9 protein-coding genes are annotated in these 13,702 nt (G+C 70.1%); 5 read left to right on the top strand and 4 right to left on the bottom strand.

The window, feature by feature from the left end; genetic code table 11:
* Nucleotides 1-334: 334 nt before the first annotated feature.
* Both ACP93_RS03430 and ACP93_RS03425 read right to left on the bottom strand, forming a co-directional pair.
* Nucleotides 335-979, bottom strand: coding sequence for a YceI family protein (locus tag ACP93_RS03430; protein WP_082143355.1), 645 nt, complete (start codon nucleotides 977-979; stop codon nucleotides 335-337).
* 83 nt (nucleotides 980-1,062) lie between these two features.
* A complete protein-coding gene (locus ACP93_RS03425; protein WP_048489355.1) occupies nucleotides 1,063-1,653 on the bottom strand; it encodes a malonic semialdehyde reductase in 591 nt (196 codons plus the stop codon).
* Nucleotides 1,654-1,780: 127 nt separating this feature from the next.
* Here ACP93_RS03425 and ACP93_RS03420 point away from each other — a divergent pair, with 127 nt between their 5' ends.
* A complete protein-coding gene (locus ACP93_RS03420; protein ID WP_048489354.1) occupies nucleotides 1,781-2,752 on the top strand; it encodes a mitochondrial fission ELM1 family protein in 972 nt (323 codons plus the stop codon).
* A 58-nt stretch (nucleotides 2,753-2,810) separates the two neighbouring features.
* On the opposite strand, the gene ACP93_RS03415 is transcribed toward ACP93_RS03420, so the two are convergent.
* Complete coding sequence (locus ACP93_RS03415) at nucleotides 2,811-4,685, bottom strand: S53 family peptidase (protein ID WP_048489353.1); 1,875 nt, start codon at nucleotides 4,683-4,685, stop codon at nucleotides 2,811-2,813.
* Nucleotides 4,686-5,557: 872 nt separating this feature from the next.
* Between ACP93_RS03415 and ACP93_RS03410 the strand changes: the two genes are divergently transcribed.
* The 4 genes from ACP93_RS03410 to ACP93_RS03395 all read left to right on the top strand — a co-directional run bounded on the left by ACP93_RS03410 (nucleotide 5,558) and on the right by ACP93_RS03395 (nucleotide 10,600).
* Nucleotides 5,558-7,858 (top strand): TonB-dependent receptor, encoded by a 2,301-nt coding sequence (locus tag ACP93_RS03410; protein ID WP_048489352.1) that lies wholly within the window; start codon nucleotides 5,558-5,560, stop codon nucleotides 7,856-7,858.
* 80 nt (nucleotides 7,859-7,938) lie between these two features.
* Nucleotides 7,939-9,012 carry a glycerophosphodiester phosphodiesterase gene (locus ACP93_RS03405; protein ID WP_048489351.1) on the top strand — a complete coding sequence of 358 codons (1,074 nt, stop codon included), beginning with the start codon at nucleotides 7,939-7,941 and terminating at the stop codon, nucleotides 9,010-9,012.
* Between the two features lie 394 nt (nucleotides 9,013-9,406).
* Nucleotides 9,407-9,964, top strand: a complete 558-nt coding sequence (locus ACP93_RS03400; protein ID WP_048489393.1) for a queuosine precursor transporter — start codon at nucleotides 9,407-9,409, stop codon at nucleotides 9,962-9,964.
* 108 nt (nucleotides 9,965-10,072) lie between these two features.
* A complete protein-coding gene (locus ACP93_RS03395; RefSeq protein ID WP_048489350.1) occupies nucleotides 10,073-10,600 on the top strand; it encodes a hypothetical protein in 528 nt (175 codons plus the stop codon).
* A 166-nt stretch (nucleotides 10,601-10,766) separates the two neighbouring features.
* Here ACP93_RS03395 and glnE read toward each other — a convergent pair whose 3' ends face one another.
* Nucleotides 10,767-13,607, bottom strand: a complete 2,841-nt coding sequence (glnE, locus tag ACP93_RS03390; RefSeq protein ID WP_048489349.1) for a bifunctional [glutamate--ammonia ligase]-adenylyl-L-tyrosine phosphorylase/[glutamate--ammonia-ligase] adenylyltransferase — start codon at nucleotides 13,605-13,607, stop codon at nucleotides 10,767-10,769.
* Nucleotides 13,608-13,702: the final 95 nt, after the last annotated feature.

Raw genomic sequence — 13,702 nt, 5'->3', positions numbered from 1 at the left:
CGGAGCCGATCTACGATGCAAGCTCGAAGCTTTAGGAGCGACTGGACTTCCCGCACCTCCTCCGATGATCAGTCGGAAGACATGACACCTGTTTAGGGGCGTCACGTCCAGATACAAGGAGCGGCTTCAGCCGCGACAGGCACGTCGGCTCCACGCGTCGCGGCTGAAGCCGCTCCTACCGCGCGCTTTTCGTCGCAATTGAAGGCTCTCGCAAGCCTTTCCGCTCGCGACACACAACGAGACCCCGGAAACACAAACGCCCGCCGAACGGCGGGCGTTTGCATTGCAGCGGACGGCAGCGCGCGAAGCGGCACCGCCGCACGCGCAGGCCGGCTTACTTGGCCGCCGCGTCCTGCAGCGCTTCGGTGGTGATGCGGATCTTCACCTCGTCGCTGACATTCGGCACGTAGGCGCCCAGGCCGAAGTCGCTGCGCTTGACCGTGGTGGTGGCGTCGAAGCCCAGCGCCGGCACCTTCTTCATCGGGTGCGGACCGGCGCCGTTGAGGGTGACCGCCAGCACCACCGGCTTGGTCGTGCCCTTGATGGTCAGGTCGCCGGCGACGGTCAGCTTGTTGGCGCCGGCCGAGGTCACCTTGGTGCTCTTGAAGGTGGCGGTTGGGAACTTGGCGGCGTCGAAGAAGTCGGCGCTCTTCAGGTGCTCGTCGAACTTGGCGGTGAAGCTGTTGAGGCCGGACAGCGGCAGGGTCACGTTGACGCTGGACTTGCTCACGTCCTGGGCGTTGTAGACCAGGGTGCCGTCGACGTCGCCGAAGTTCGCGGACGGGTTGGAGAAGCCGAAGTGGCTCCACTGCACCAGCACGTCGGTGTGGGCCGGGTCGAGCTTGTAGGTGCCGGAGACGCCCTTGGCGGCAGCGGCAGCGGCAGCGGCCGGCGCGGCGAAGGCGCTGGTGGCGGGCTGGGCGACGACGACGGCCAGGGCCAGGGCGAGCGGGAGCAGCAGTTTGCGGGTCTTGGTCATGATGGAACTCCTTGAAAGGGTGATGGGACGAAACTGCGGCAGGCGCGGGCCTGCGGTGGGACAGGGAAGCGGGACGCGCGCGCTCACTCGATGCGCGCGGCCTCGTCGAAACTCAGGCGCGGCAGGCGCGGGAACAGGCCGCTGGGATCGCCGTAGCCGAGGTTGACCAGGAAGTTGGATTTGATCGCAGTGCCTGCGAAGAACGCGGCATCGACCTTGGCGTTGTCGAACCCGGACATGGGACCGGCATCCAGGCCCAGCGCACGCGCGGCCAGGATCAGATAGGCGCCCTGCAGCGAGCCGTTGCGGAACGCGCCTTCGCTGCGGCCTTCGCGCGGGCCGTCGAACCAGCTCTTGGCGTCGGTGTGCGGGAACAGATACGGCAGCTTCTCGTGGAAGTCCTCGTCGTGGGCGACGATCACCGTCACCGGCGCGGCCAGGGTCTTGGCCTGGTTGCCCTCGGACAGGGCCGGCTTGAGCTTTTCCTTGGCCTGCGGCGAGGTGACGAAGACGAAGCGCGCCGGGCTGCCGTTGGCCGCGGTCGGGCCCCACTTCACCAGATCGTACAGGGCGCGCAGGGTGTCTTCGCCGACCGGCTTGTCCAGGAACGCGTTCTGGGTGCGGGCGGTACGGAACAACTGGTCGAGGGCGGCGTCGTGCAAGGCGTCGGACATGCGGGGAAGTTCCTTGATCGAGGGAAGCGCCAGGATGCCGGTGGGGCCGTCCCGATGCGAGGCGGCCAGTGTAGAGTGGCGCGATTGTCGCAACACCCGGCCGCGATGCAACGGATTACTACCAAACGTGAAACGATCGGACGCGACCTGGGCGATTAGCGATGGCCGCGCCGGCAACGCCCGCCAGGCCGAGGCGCTGGCCGCCGCGTTAGCTGTTCCGGCCGCGACACCGATCCATGCGCAGTTGCTGCAGCCGCACATGCCCTGGCGCTGGCTGGCGCCGCGCTGGCTCCCCGGCGCGCAGCATGCCTACGGCGCGGCCTTCACTGAAGCGCTGCGGCAACCACCGCGGCTGGCCGTGGGCTGCGGTCGCCAGGCTGCACTGGCGACGCGGCTGCTGCGCGCGCGCGGCAGCCAGGTGGTGCAACTCCTGGATCCGCGGCTGGATCCGCGGCATTGGGATGTGGTGGTGGTGCCGGCGCACGATCGCTTGCGCGGCGCCAACGTGCTGACCCTGCTCGGCAGCCTGCATCCGATCGACGACGCCTGGCTGGCCGCCGGGCGCGCGGCGTTTCCTGCGTTGGGCGCATTGCCCTCGCCGCGCGTCGGGCTGCTGGTCGGCGGTCCTTCCGGGATGGCGCCTTGGAGCGAGGCACAGGCGCAGGACACTTTCGCCGCGATCGCGGCGTCGTTGCACGCGCACGGCGGCAGCATTCTTGCCAGCGCATCGCGACGCACCCCACCTGCGGTGGCCTCGGCCCTGCGTCGCACGTTCGCCGATGTGCCAGGCGTTGTGTGGTGCGGCGCGGACGATGGCGCCAATCCCTATGCCGGCGTGCTCGGCTGGGCCGAGCGCTTCGCGTGCACGCCGGATTCGGTGAATTTGCTGTCGGAAGCCTGCGCCACGCGCGTGCCGGTGCAGGTGCTGATGCCGGAGACGGCGCGTGGCCGCGCGCTGGATTTCCATCGTGCCTTGCAGGCGCGCGGCCGCTTGCTTCCGGTAAAGAATGCCGGCGACGTGCACGCCACCGGCATCGAACCGCTGCGCGAAACCGCGCGCGTGGCCGCGCTGATCCGCGACCGTTTGGCCCTGGCCTGATCGGCCGCCGCGCCGGCGTCGCTGCCACGACGCCGACGCGGCCACCGGGCCCAACGCGTTACGGATTGCTCGGCGAACGCGGCACGCCGGCCGGCGCCGCATCCAGCGCGCCGATCAGCAAACGCACCACCGGCGTGCCCAAGCCCACCGTGTAGTTGTACTTGCCCTTGATGGGCTGGTTGTTGTCGACTACGCCGTTGTAGCCGGGGATGCCGCGATGCAGCGCCTCCGGGCCATTGGCGGCCAGGCGGTAGAGGTAGTCGTTGAGATTGCCCTGGCGGCCCTGCTTCTCCACCAGCAGCGCGACCGCGCCGGCGAACTCCGGCGCGGCGACGCTGGTGCCGATCACCGCCTCGATGCCGCCCTTGAAGTAGGTGGCCACCGAGCTGTCGCCCTCACGGCACGGCTGCGTCGCAATCCCCGGGCAGCCGCCGACCAGCATGCCGATGTCCGGCAGCGCGCGCATGGAGGTGCGCGTCCCGCCGAGCGCACGCAGCTGGTAGGCCGGACGCTGGAACAGCGTGCTGACGCCGCCGCCGGCCCCCCAATAGCCGCCGGCCAGGTTCGCGCCGAAGCCGTAGTAGTCGGCAGTCTCCAGCGGATCGCCGTAGGCGCTTTCGCTCTTGTAGCCCGACTCCAGGCTGCCCTTCTTGTACGCGGTGAGCAGGTTGCCGCCGCCGACCGCGGTCACGTGCGGGCTGGCCGCCGGATGCTCGACGCCGGCGACGAAGCGGCCGTCCTTGTGATTCACCGCGTACTGCGTGTCGGCGCAGTCCAGGCCGGCGTTGTCGCCGCTGGAAGCGACGAAGGTGATGCCCTGCGCGTTGCCCTGCTTGAACACCGCATCGTAGGGACGCAGCAGCGAAGTGAAATCCTTGCCGCCGTTGTAGGCCGCGGTGTAGTACAGCTCGCAACCGCCGAACGAGGAGCTGACCACGTCGGCCTGGTTGTCCTGCACGATCTGCCGGTAGCCGGCCAGCACCGAGGCATCGCTCAGGTCCGGGATCACGTACAGCAGCACGCGCGCGCCGGGCGCGCCGCCGAGCGCCATCTCCACATCGAGCGCGGCCTCGCCCGCCGCAGCGTCGTTGCCGTCCTGCAGGCCCGGCTTGGCGCCGGCCACGTAGTGGCGGGCGTACAGGGTCGGGTCGGCGTGATTGGCGGCGTAGCGGCTGAAGTTTTCGTGGTCGAACATCGCCTTGATGTCCGAATCCAGCACGTCGCTGCTGATCAGGATGGCGATGGTGCTGCCGGTGCCGTCGAGCCGGCGCTGCTGCGCCGCCGCGCCGGTCGTGGCCTGGTAGGAGGGATAGCCGTAGGCCTGCTTGAGGTCGTTGTACCAGTAGGTGGTGCCGCCGGCGCCGTAGCGGTTGGCGGGATTCTTGGTGGACGCGCGCTGCCAGTTGACGTGCATCGGCGGCGCACCGCGGGTCAGGCCGGTCACGGTCGCACCGGTGTCGCGCAGTGCGGCAGGCAGTTGCAAGGGAGCGGCGGCGGCGAGGCGGGCCTGGCTGCCCTGCTGCACTTCGGCCGTCAGCGGCACCGCGAACAGCTGCTCGACGTTGTTCGCGCTCGCGCTGACATGCAGCGTGGCGCCCTGCTCGGTGACATTCATGTGCGCGGCCTGCAGCGCGGCACGCACCTGCGCGACCTGCGCCGGCGCCGGGGCGAAGCGGCGCTGGAATTCGGCCGGCGTCAGCCAGTGGTGGTACTGCGGCGAGACCGGATCCTGGATATCGGCCAGCAGCGCGTCCAGCCCGGCCTGATCGCGCAACGGCAGGTGCACGTCGAAGTTGACCGGCGCGCTGCGCAGCGTTGCGGTCATTGCCGCGATGGAGGCGTCGGGCACGGCATTGGCGGTGCCGAGCGCGCACAGCAGGGAAGCGGACAACACGGCAGCCAGCAAGGGCCGACGGCGGATGCGATCAAGCATGGGCGTCTCTCCGGGGGTAGAGCGAGTGGACGAGGCCGTAGTGGCCTCGCGGTGGGAACGCGATAGCCCCTCTCCCCTCGGGAGAGGGGTTGGGGTGAGGGTGCAGAACGCGCAGCGCGCGTGTTGATCCGGCGTTGCGAGGCTGCACCCGTACCCTCATCCGCCCCTGCGGGGCACCTTCTCCCGGGGGGAGAAGGGAAGCGTGTAGCCCCTCTCCCGCCGGGAGAGGGGTTGGGGTGAGGGTACGGCGCGCACAGCGCGCGCGTGATTCGTTGCTGCGAGGCTGCGCTCGTACCCTCATCCGCCCCTGCGGGGCACCTTCTCCCGAGGGGAGAAGGGAAGCGCTTAGCCCCTCTCCCATCGGGAGAGGGGTTGGGGTGAGGGTACGGCGCGCGCAGCGCACACCGACATGCCAACGCAAGGACCCGACACGGCACGCGGACAACGATCCGATCGACGCGAGGGCACTGCGCTTCCTGCTCATGTCTGCACGCATCGGCACGTCGTCGGGCTTGGGCGAGGCGTGATCATTGAGGAGGAACGCACTACAAAACTTTGACGGCCGACTCCGTTTTCGACTTTGGAAACAGCATGTTTCGCCGTGTTTCCGACACACACGCTTACATGTGTTCACCACCCGCCACGCATGGCAATCGACGACACTCTGTATCGAGTTGATGTCGATGCACGCGATGCAACGCCGCGTCTTCCACCATGGCCCACGATGGCGTGCCTGTGGCCATGGCGGGCTACGGTCGCGACACGGATGCCACGCCACAGGACCGCTGCATGACAAACGCAACGCGGATGACGCCAACCTGCAACGTGGCTGTCGCATCGTGTGCGCACTTCCTTTACGACTCCCCCTGCACATGCCTCTCCATTCCCTGCTGAGCACGGCGATCCTCGCCGCCCTGTTGTCGCCCTTCGCCGTCACCGCCGCGGAGCCTGCCGCCGCCGAGAGCGCCGCGTCCGACGTGCAGCAACTCGATGCGGTGTCGGTGATCGGACAGGGCGAGACCCGCCAGGTGCAGCGCATCACTACGCAGGACGTGGCGGTACTGCCGCCGGGCACCAGCATCCAGAAGCTGCTCAACCGCATCCCCGGCGTCAACGTGCAGTCGAACGACGCCTTCGGCGCCAACGAGGAATCGCAGACCATCAGCCTGCGCGGCTTCAACGGCGTGCGCCTGGGCTACACCCTCGACGGTCTGCCGCTGGGCGACAACGCCTACGGCAACTACAACGGCCTGAACATCAGCCGCGCGCTGATCGCCGAGAACTTCGGCGGCGTGGAGCTGGCCTCGGGTATCGGCAGCCTGGGCACCGCCTCCACCAGCAACCTCGGCGGCACGGTGCAGTACTACTCCGACGATCCGTCCACCGAAGTCGGCGTGCGCCTGGCGCAGACCGTGGGCTCGGACAACAACCGCCGCACCTACCTGCGCCTGGATACCGGCGAGCACAACGGCTTCTCCGCCTACCTGTCCGGCATCTACGCCGACGCCGACATGTGGGCGCCGCCGGGCTCGCCGACCCACACGGCGCAGTTCAACGGCAAGGGCGTGTACCAATTCGAGGGCGGCAAGATCACCGCCTTCGTCGATACCTCGCGCACCTCGCAGGCCGACTACGCCTATCTCTCCAAGAGCGGCCTGCACCGCGGCCTGGGCTGGGACTGGAACCTGTATGCGCCGGACTGGCAGCGCGCGCTGGCCGCCGCCTACTGCGCACCGGCCACGCGCAACCCCAGCCGCTGCGGCTACAGCGGCGGCGTGGACAACATCGACGACGCCTACTACCAGAGCCGCGCGCTGCGCAACGACGATCTGTACTACCTGGCCGGCGACTTCCAGCCGTCCGATGCGGTGAGCGTGCACACTCAGGTCTACCACCACGAGAACGAAGGCCAGGGCCACTGGTGGTCGCCGGGCCAGCCGTCCTACCCGGGCACGCCGCAGACGTTGCCGATCTCGATCCGCAGCACCAACTACACCATCAACCGCACCGGCGGCATCGCCTCGCTGGGCTGGGACATCGGCCCGCACCACCTGGAAGCGGGCGTGTGGTACGAGCGCAACAAGCACCATGTCGAGCGTAACTTCTACTGGATCGACGGCCCGATCGACGACGACATCTTCCTGAGCAACCCGAACCGCCGGCTGTTCTCGCAGGACTACGTCATCACCACCAAGCAGGCCTACGTGCAGGGCACCTTCAAGCTGCTCGACGAGCGCCTGACCCTGGACATCGGCGCCAAGAGCCCGCACACCACCATGACCGCGCGCGAGACCCCGGGGATCGCGGTGGAAGCGCCGGTGGCCAACGGCGAGCTGAAGGCCAGCAAGGCGCTGCTGCCGCAGGCCGGCCTGAGCTACCGCCTGGCCGAAGGCCAGGAAGTGTTCGCCTCCTATGCCGAGAACATCGCCGCGTTCCAGGGCGGCGGCGCCGGCGGCCCGCTGCTGGTGACCCAGGCCTCGTTCGACGCCAGCGTCGGCGCGCTGCAGCCGGAGAAGTCCAAGACCTTCGAAGCCGGCTACCGCCTGGTGCGCGACCAGTTCGAGGCCTCGCTGGTCGGCTACGACGTGACCTTCGACAACCGCCTGCTCTCGCTCAACCCCTGCCCGAGCATCCAGCAGGGCACCACCCCGGCGTGCACCACGCGCTTCTTCAACGTCGGCTCGGTGAGCAGCCGCGGCGGCGAGCTGACCTTCATCTGGAAGCCGACCGCGCACCTGCAGTGGTACAACTCGGCCTCGATCAACCGCTCTACCTACGACGACAACTACGTGCAGAACGGCGTGGTCATCCCCACCGCCGGCAAGTACACCGTGGACACGCCCAAGCGCATGTTCGCCAGCGAACTCAGCTGGACCTGGAACGGCTGGAACGCCAACCTGCGCGGCAAGTACACCGGCCAGCGCTACTACACCTACACCAACGACCAGGGCTTCGGCGGCTACACCTCCTTCGATGCCGGCGCCGGCTACGATTTCGGGGCGGTGTCGTTCCTGCGGGACCTGAAGCTGTCGTTGAACGTCACCAACCTCACCGACAAGCGCTACGCCTCCAACCTCACCGCCTTCAGCAACAGCGACCCGAACGGCCGCTCGCTGGCCTTCCACGCCAGCGCGCCGCGGCAGGCGTTCCTGACCCTGGACGCGCGCTTCTGAGCGCGTCCATCCTGTCCGTCCGCCCCCGCACCGGAACGCATGCGATGATCCGATCCACCTCCTGGTTGTTGGGATGCGCGATGGCCGTGTTGGCGACCACCGCGGCGGCCGCAGCGGCCGCCGCACCGGGCGAGAGCAAGCCGCTGGTGATCGGCCACCGCGGCGCCAGTGCGCTGCGGCCCGAGCACACGCTGGCGTCCTACGCCAAGGCCATCGCCGACGGCGCCGATTTCATCGAGCCGGACCTGGTCTCGACCAAGGACGGCGTGCTGGTGGCCCGCCACGAGAACGAGATCGGCGGCACCACCGACGTGGCCGCGCATCCGGAGTTCGCCGCGCGCAAGACCGTCAAGCAGATCGACGGGCAGCGCGTGGAAGGCTGGTTCACCGAAGACTTCACCCTGGCCGAGCTGAAGACCCTGCGTGCGCGCGAGCGCCTGCCGCAACTGCGCGGCACCGCCTTCGACGGGCAGTTCCAGGTGCCGACCCTGGACGAGATCATCGACTTCACCGCGGCCGAATCGGCCACGCACGAGCGCCCGATCGGGCTGATTCCCGAGATCAAGCACGGCACCTACTTCCGCGGGCTTGGCCTGGCGATGGAAGACAAGCTGGTCGCCACCCTCTATGCACATGCCTACACCCGCAAGGCGCCGGTGGTGATCCAGTCATTCGAGATCGGCAACCTGGAATATCTGCACGGCAAGCTCGGCAGCAGCCATCCCAACGTGCGCCTGGTGCAGTTGCTGGGCGACCCCAAGGAGCGCCCGGGCGACCAACTGCGCGACGGCCCGACCTACGCGCAGATGGGCAGCGCGCAGGGCCTGCGCGCGATCGCCAAGTACGCGCAGCTGGTCAGCCCGAACCTGCGCGCGATCGTGCCGGTGAGCGCCGACGGCGCGCTGGCTGCGCCCACGCCTTTCGTCGCCGACGCGCATGCGGCCGGCCTGCAGGTGATTCCGTATACGTTCCGGCCCGAGAACTACTTCCTGCCCAAGCAGCTGCAGGACGCGCGCGGCCCGGCCGCGGTGAACGCCGCCGGCAGCATCACCGAGATGCGCGCACTGATCGCCGCAGGCATCGATGGCTTCTTCACCGACGACCCAGCGGTGGGCCGCGCGGCGGTGGACGGGACGGCGGCGCCGGCGCGCTGAGGCCGGGAGTGGGGAATCGCAACAGCGGCCCCCATCGCGGGGTTCCACTTGTAGGAGCGGCTTCAGCCGCGACGCGTGAAGGGCGGGGACGCGCGCCGTGCAAAGCGGACGCGTCATCGGGTCGGGACTGAAGTCCCTCCCACAGTGCAGCCTCCGGCAGTGCCGGTGCGGTGAAGCCGGGAGCGGGAATCGGCGAATCGCAACAGCGGTCCCATCGCGGGCTTCCCCAGGGTAGGAGCGGCTTCAGCCGCGACCACGCGAAATCGGGGAACGCCCTGTCGTGGCTGAGGCCGCTCCTACGACGCACATGTGCGTGGATATCGTCCACACGCTCGACATGGTCACGGCGCGCCCAGGCCGCGATAATGCGCGCCCCGCCCTGTCCCAGATCGCCGTGCCGTCGCTTGCCGCTCCCTCGCCCACTTTCGCCGCGCTGACCCCGCGCGCGCTGCTGCTGTCCGTGCTGGCGATGGGCGCGGTGGTGCTGCTGTCGAACGTGCTGGTGCAGTTTCCGATCAACGACTGGCTGACCTGGGGCGCCTTCAGCTATCCGGTCGCGTTCCTGGTCAGCAACCTGATCAACCGCCGCTTCGGCCCGCGCGCGGCGCGGCGGGTGGCCTGGTGCGGCTTCGCGCTGGCGGTGTTGCTGTCGATCTGGATCGCCACCCCGCGCATCGCCGCGGCCTCGTGCCTGGCCTTCATCGCCGCGCAGTTGCTGGACATCACCGTGTTCGACCGGCTGCGCCGCGGGCGCTGGTGGCGCGCGCCGATCGTCGCCACCACCTGCAGCGCGACCCTGGACACCACGATCTTCTGGTCGATCGCCTTCGCCGGCTCGACGCTGCCGTGGCTGAGCTGGGCCGCCGGCGACCTGGCGGTGAAGCTGGGCATCGGCGTGTGCCTGCTGGCGCCGTTCCGCGCGCTGCTGTGGCGGATGGCGCCGACGCGCTGACGGCGGCGCCTCCGGGCGTGGGTGGCTTCACAAGCGGCCGCGACAGACGTTGAACAGGCCATCAGCGGCGCGCGTTCCGTGCGCCGCGCCTGCGACGAGACCACGCCCATGCCGCACGATGTCACCTCCACCCTCGCACTCAGCGCGCTCAACGCCACCCTGGCGCAGATGTCGCCGCCCGGCATGGCCCTGGCCACGCTAACCACGCCCGCCGTCTCCGACCCGGCATGGTCCTGCAACACCTTCGCTCCGCTGATGCTGGAAATGGTGCTGCTGCGCCGCGACCGGCCCTTGCGCACCACACCGTACCTGGCGGACGCGGCATTGCCGAGCTTCGCCGACGGCGACTTCGTCAACATCGTGCTGCTGGGCGATCCATCGCCGTTGATCCACAACATCAACATCCTGGTCGCCGGCGACCGGGTCTACCTGTTCCAGGCCTACCTCGAGCAGGTCGTGGACCTGGTACGGGTGTTCGACTCCGTGACCTTCCATGCGCTGTGGCACGACCTGTGCGCTGGTCGCGCCGGCCTGTGGAAGCACGCCTACCAGGCATTGTTCGGAGTGGATCCGGACCAGGTGGTGGACACCGATCCCGACACGGCCTGGTTCCACTCGCAGTACGTCAGCGTGTAGCCGGCGCCCCTCAGGTCGCAGCCCGGACAGCATGCCCAGGCAGTCCAGCCGACGAGCTTCAGGGTCATCGCCTCGTAGGAGCGGCTTCAGCCGCGAGGGGCTTTCCTGGTAAAGCCCCTCGCGGCTGAAGCCGCTCCTACACGTTCCGTCAGCGCCACGCGCGGCGCTACGCCGCCACGTCGCCACCGGCGCGGCCATCGACGAACACCAGGTCCAGCGCGGCGGCAGCCTGGCGGATCGCCGCACGCGCCGCGGCGATCTCGGCCGTGGGCGCGGTCAGGCGCGGACGCCGGTCCAGCGTGCAGGCCAGGCCGGCCTCCACCAGCGTGGCATGCGCCGCATGCAGGCTCGGGGCGATGGACGGCGCCAGCCAGCCGCTGTGCGCCAGCGCGTCGAGCAGCGCCGGGGTGTCACGCGGCGCCAGCAGCGCCGGCTGCTGCGCGGCGCCGAGCAGCACGCCGGCCTGCACCAGGAATTCCAGGTCGACCAGGCCACCGGCCCCCTGCTTGAGGTCGAAGCGCGCGGCATCGCTGCGGTCCAGTTCGGCGCGCATGCGTGCGCGCATCTTGCGCACTTCCTCGCGCAGCGCGGCGGCCTCGCGTGGGCGCGCCAGGGTCTGCGCGCGCACCTGCTCGAACTGCTGCAGCAGCGACGCGTCGCCGGCTACGCCGCGCGCGCGCACCAATGCCTGGTGCTCCCAGGTCCAGGCGCGGTCGCGCTGGTACTCGCGGTAGCTGGCCAGCGACGACACCAGCGCGCCCTTGCCGCCGTCCGGGCGCAGGCGCACGTCGATGTCGTACAGGCGGCCGCCGCCGGTGACCGCACCGAGCAGGGCGATCACCTTCTGCGCCAGCCGCGCGAACCAGCGCCCGCTTTCCAGTGGCCGCGGTCCGACCGACGCTTCCACGCCCGGCGGGTGGTCGTACAGGAACACCAGATCCAGGTCCGAGCCGATGCCCAGCTCCACGCCGCCGAGGCTGCCGTAGCCGACGATGGCGAAACTGCCGCCGGGCACCTCGCCGTGCGCGGCGACCAGCTCGGTGCGGGCCAGGCGCAGCACGGTCACGACCACCGCCTCGGCCAGCTGCGCCAGTTGGCGGGCGCTGTCGAGCGCGGGCTGGCGCCGGTCCAGCGTGGCCAGGGCGATGCGGAAACTCAGCGCCTGGCGCGCTTCGTTGAGGCCGCGCAGGGCCGCTTCCGGATCGTCGCCGGCGGCGGCGACCGCGGCATCGCACAGCCGCTGCATCGCGACCTGGTCCGGCATCGGGCCGTCGACGCGGCTGTCGAGCAGTTCGTCCAGCAACAGCGGGTGCGCGGCCAGCCGCTCGGACAGGAACGCGCTGCGCGCCAGCACGTCGACCAGCCGCGCCAGCGCGCTGGGCTGTTCGTCGAGCAGAGCCAGATAGCTGGCGCGGCGCAGGATCGCCTGCAGCAGGCCGAGCACGCGGTGCAGGGCGGCATCGGCCTGCGCCGAGCGCGCCGCCGCATGCAGCAGCGCCGGCACCACCCGGTCCAGGCGCGCGCGTGCGGCATCGGACAAGGTGCGCACGCCCAGCGACTGCACGAAGCCGCGCAAGGCCTGGTCGGCACCGTCAGGGTCGGCGAAACCGGCCGCGCGCAGCACCTGCGCCTGGCCGCCATCGGGCAGGCCGCGCCAGTAGTCGGCCAGCGCATCGGGCGCCAACGCACGCTCGCGCGGCGCCAGCAGTTCGGCGAACTCGGCGGCGACGCGGTCGCGCTGCACCTGCAGCGCCGCGTGCAATGCGGTCCAATCGGCATAGCCGAGGCCGAAGGCGATGCGCGCGCGGTCCAGCGGGTCTTCCGGCAGCGCATGGGTCTGCGCATCGCGCAGCATCTGCAGGCGATTCTCGACCCGACGCAGGAAGCGATAGGCCTGCGCCAGCGCCGCGCCGTCCTCGGCGGCGACCTGGCCGGCCGCGACCAGCGCGTGCAGCGCCGGCAACAGGCGGCGCTCGCGCAAGGCGGCTTCGCGGCCGCCGCGGATCAACTGCAGCGACTGCACCAGGAACTCGATCTCGCGGATGCCGCCGGCGCCGCGCTTGATGTCGTCCAGACGATCGTGGCGTGCGACTTCGGCGGTGATCGCCGCCTTCATCTCGCGCAGCCCGTCCAGCGCGGTGTAGTCGAGATAGCGCCGGTACACGAACGGGCGCAGCGTCTGCAGCCACTCCTCGCCGGCGGCGATGTCGCCGGCCACCGCGCGCGCCTTCAGCCAGGCGTAGCGTTCCCAGTCGCGGCCTTCGCGCTGGAAGTACTGGTCCATGCCGGCGAACGACAGCGCCACCCGGCCGGCCGTGCCGAACGGCCGCAGGCGCAGGTCCACGCGGTGCGCGAAGCCGTCGGCGGTGGTCTCGTCGAGCAGCCGGGCCAGGCGCTGGCCGAGCCGCGCGAAGTACTCCTCCGCGGCCAGTGCGCGCGCGCCATCGGACTCGCCGCCCTGCGGGTAGGCGTAGACCAGGTCCACGTCGGAGGAGAAATTCAGTTCGCCGCCGCCGAGCTTACCCAGGCCGAACACCACCAGCCGCTGCACGCTGCCGTCGGCGGCACGCACCACGCCGTGGCGCGCGGCGAACTCGCCTTCCAGCGCCTGCAGCGCCAGTGCCAGGCAGTCCTCAGCCAGCTGCGTGCTGCCTGCCAGGGTCGCATCGACCTCGTCCAGGCCCAGCACGTCGCGCCACACCAGCCGTGCCGAGGCGGCGGCACGGTAGCGGCGCAACTGCGCCGGCCACGCTGCCGGTTGCGCCGGATCCAGTTGCGGCAGCGGCAAGGGCGGCGGGTCCGGCTGCGCCAGGTGCGCGAGCAAGAACGGCTGCCGGCACAGCGTGTCGAGCAGGAAATCACTGGCCAGCAGCGCGCGCGCCAGCGCGGTGTCGAAACCGGGGGAAGACGGCCATGGCTGCGCGGCCACGGCCTGGCGCAGGCGCGCAAGGCTGCGATCGAGCGTGGGCTGCAGGGCCGCGGGAACGGTGGAGGACGCGTCGGACATCGGGCGATTCTGGCATCCCTGGGCATTCAGGCACATCCAGCAGCGCAGGCTTTTCGCGGCTCAGCTGTAAGAGCGGCTTCAGCCGCGACGGGCAT

Origin of the sequence: Xanthomonas sp. NCPPB 1128, from assembly GCF_001043115.1 — a bacterium.
GTDB lineage: Bacteria > Pseudomonadota > Gammaproteobacteria > Xanthomonadales > Xanthomonadaceae > Xanthomonas_A.
Note: the sequence above shows the minus strand (reverse complement) of the source record. Positions and strands in the feature narration are given on the sequence as shown.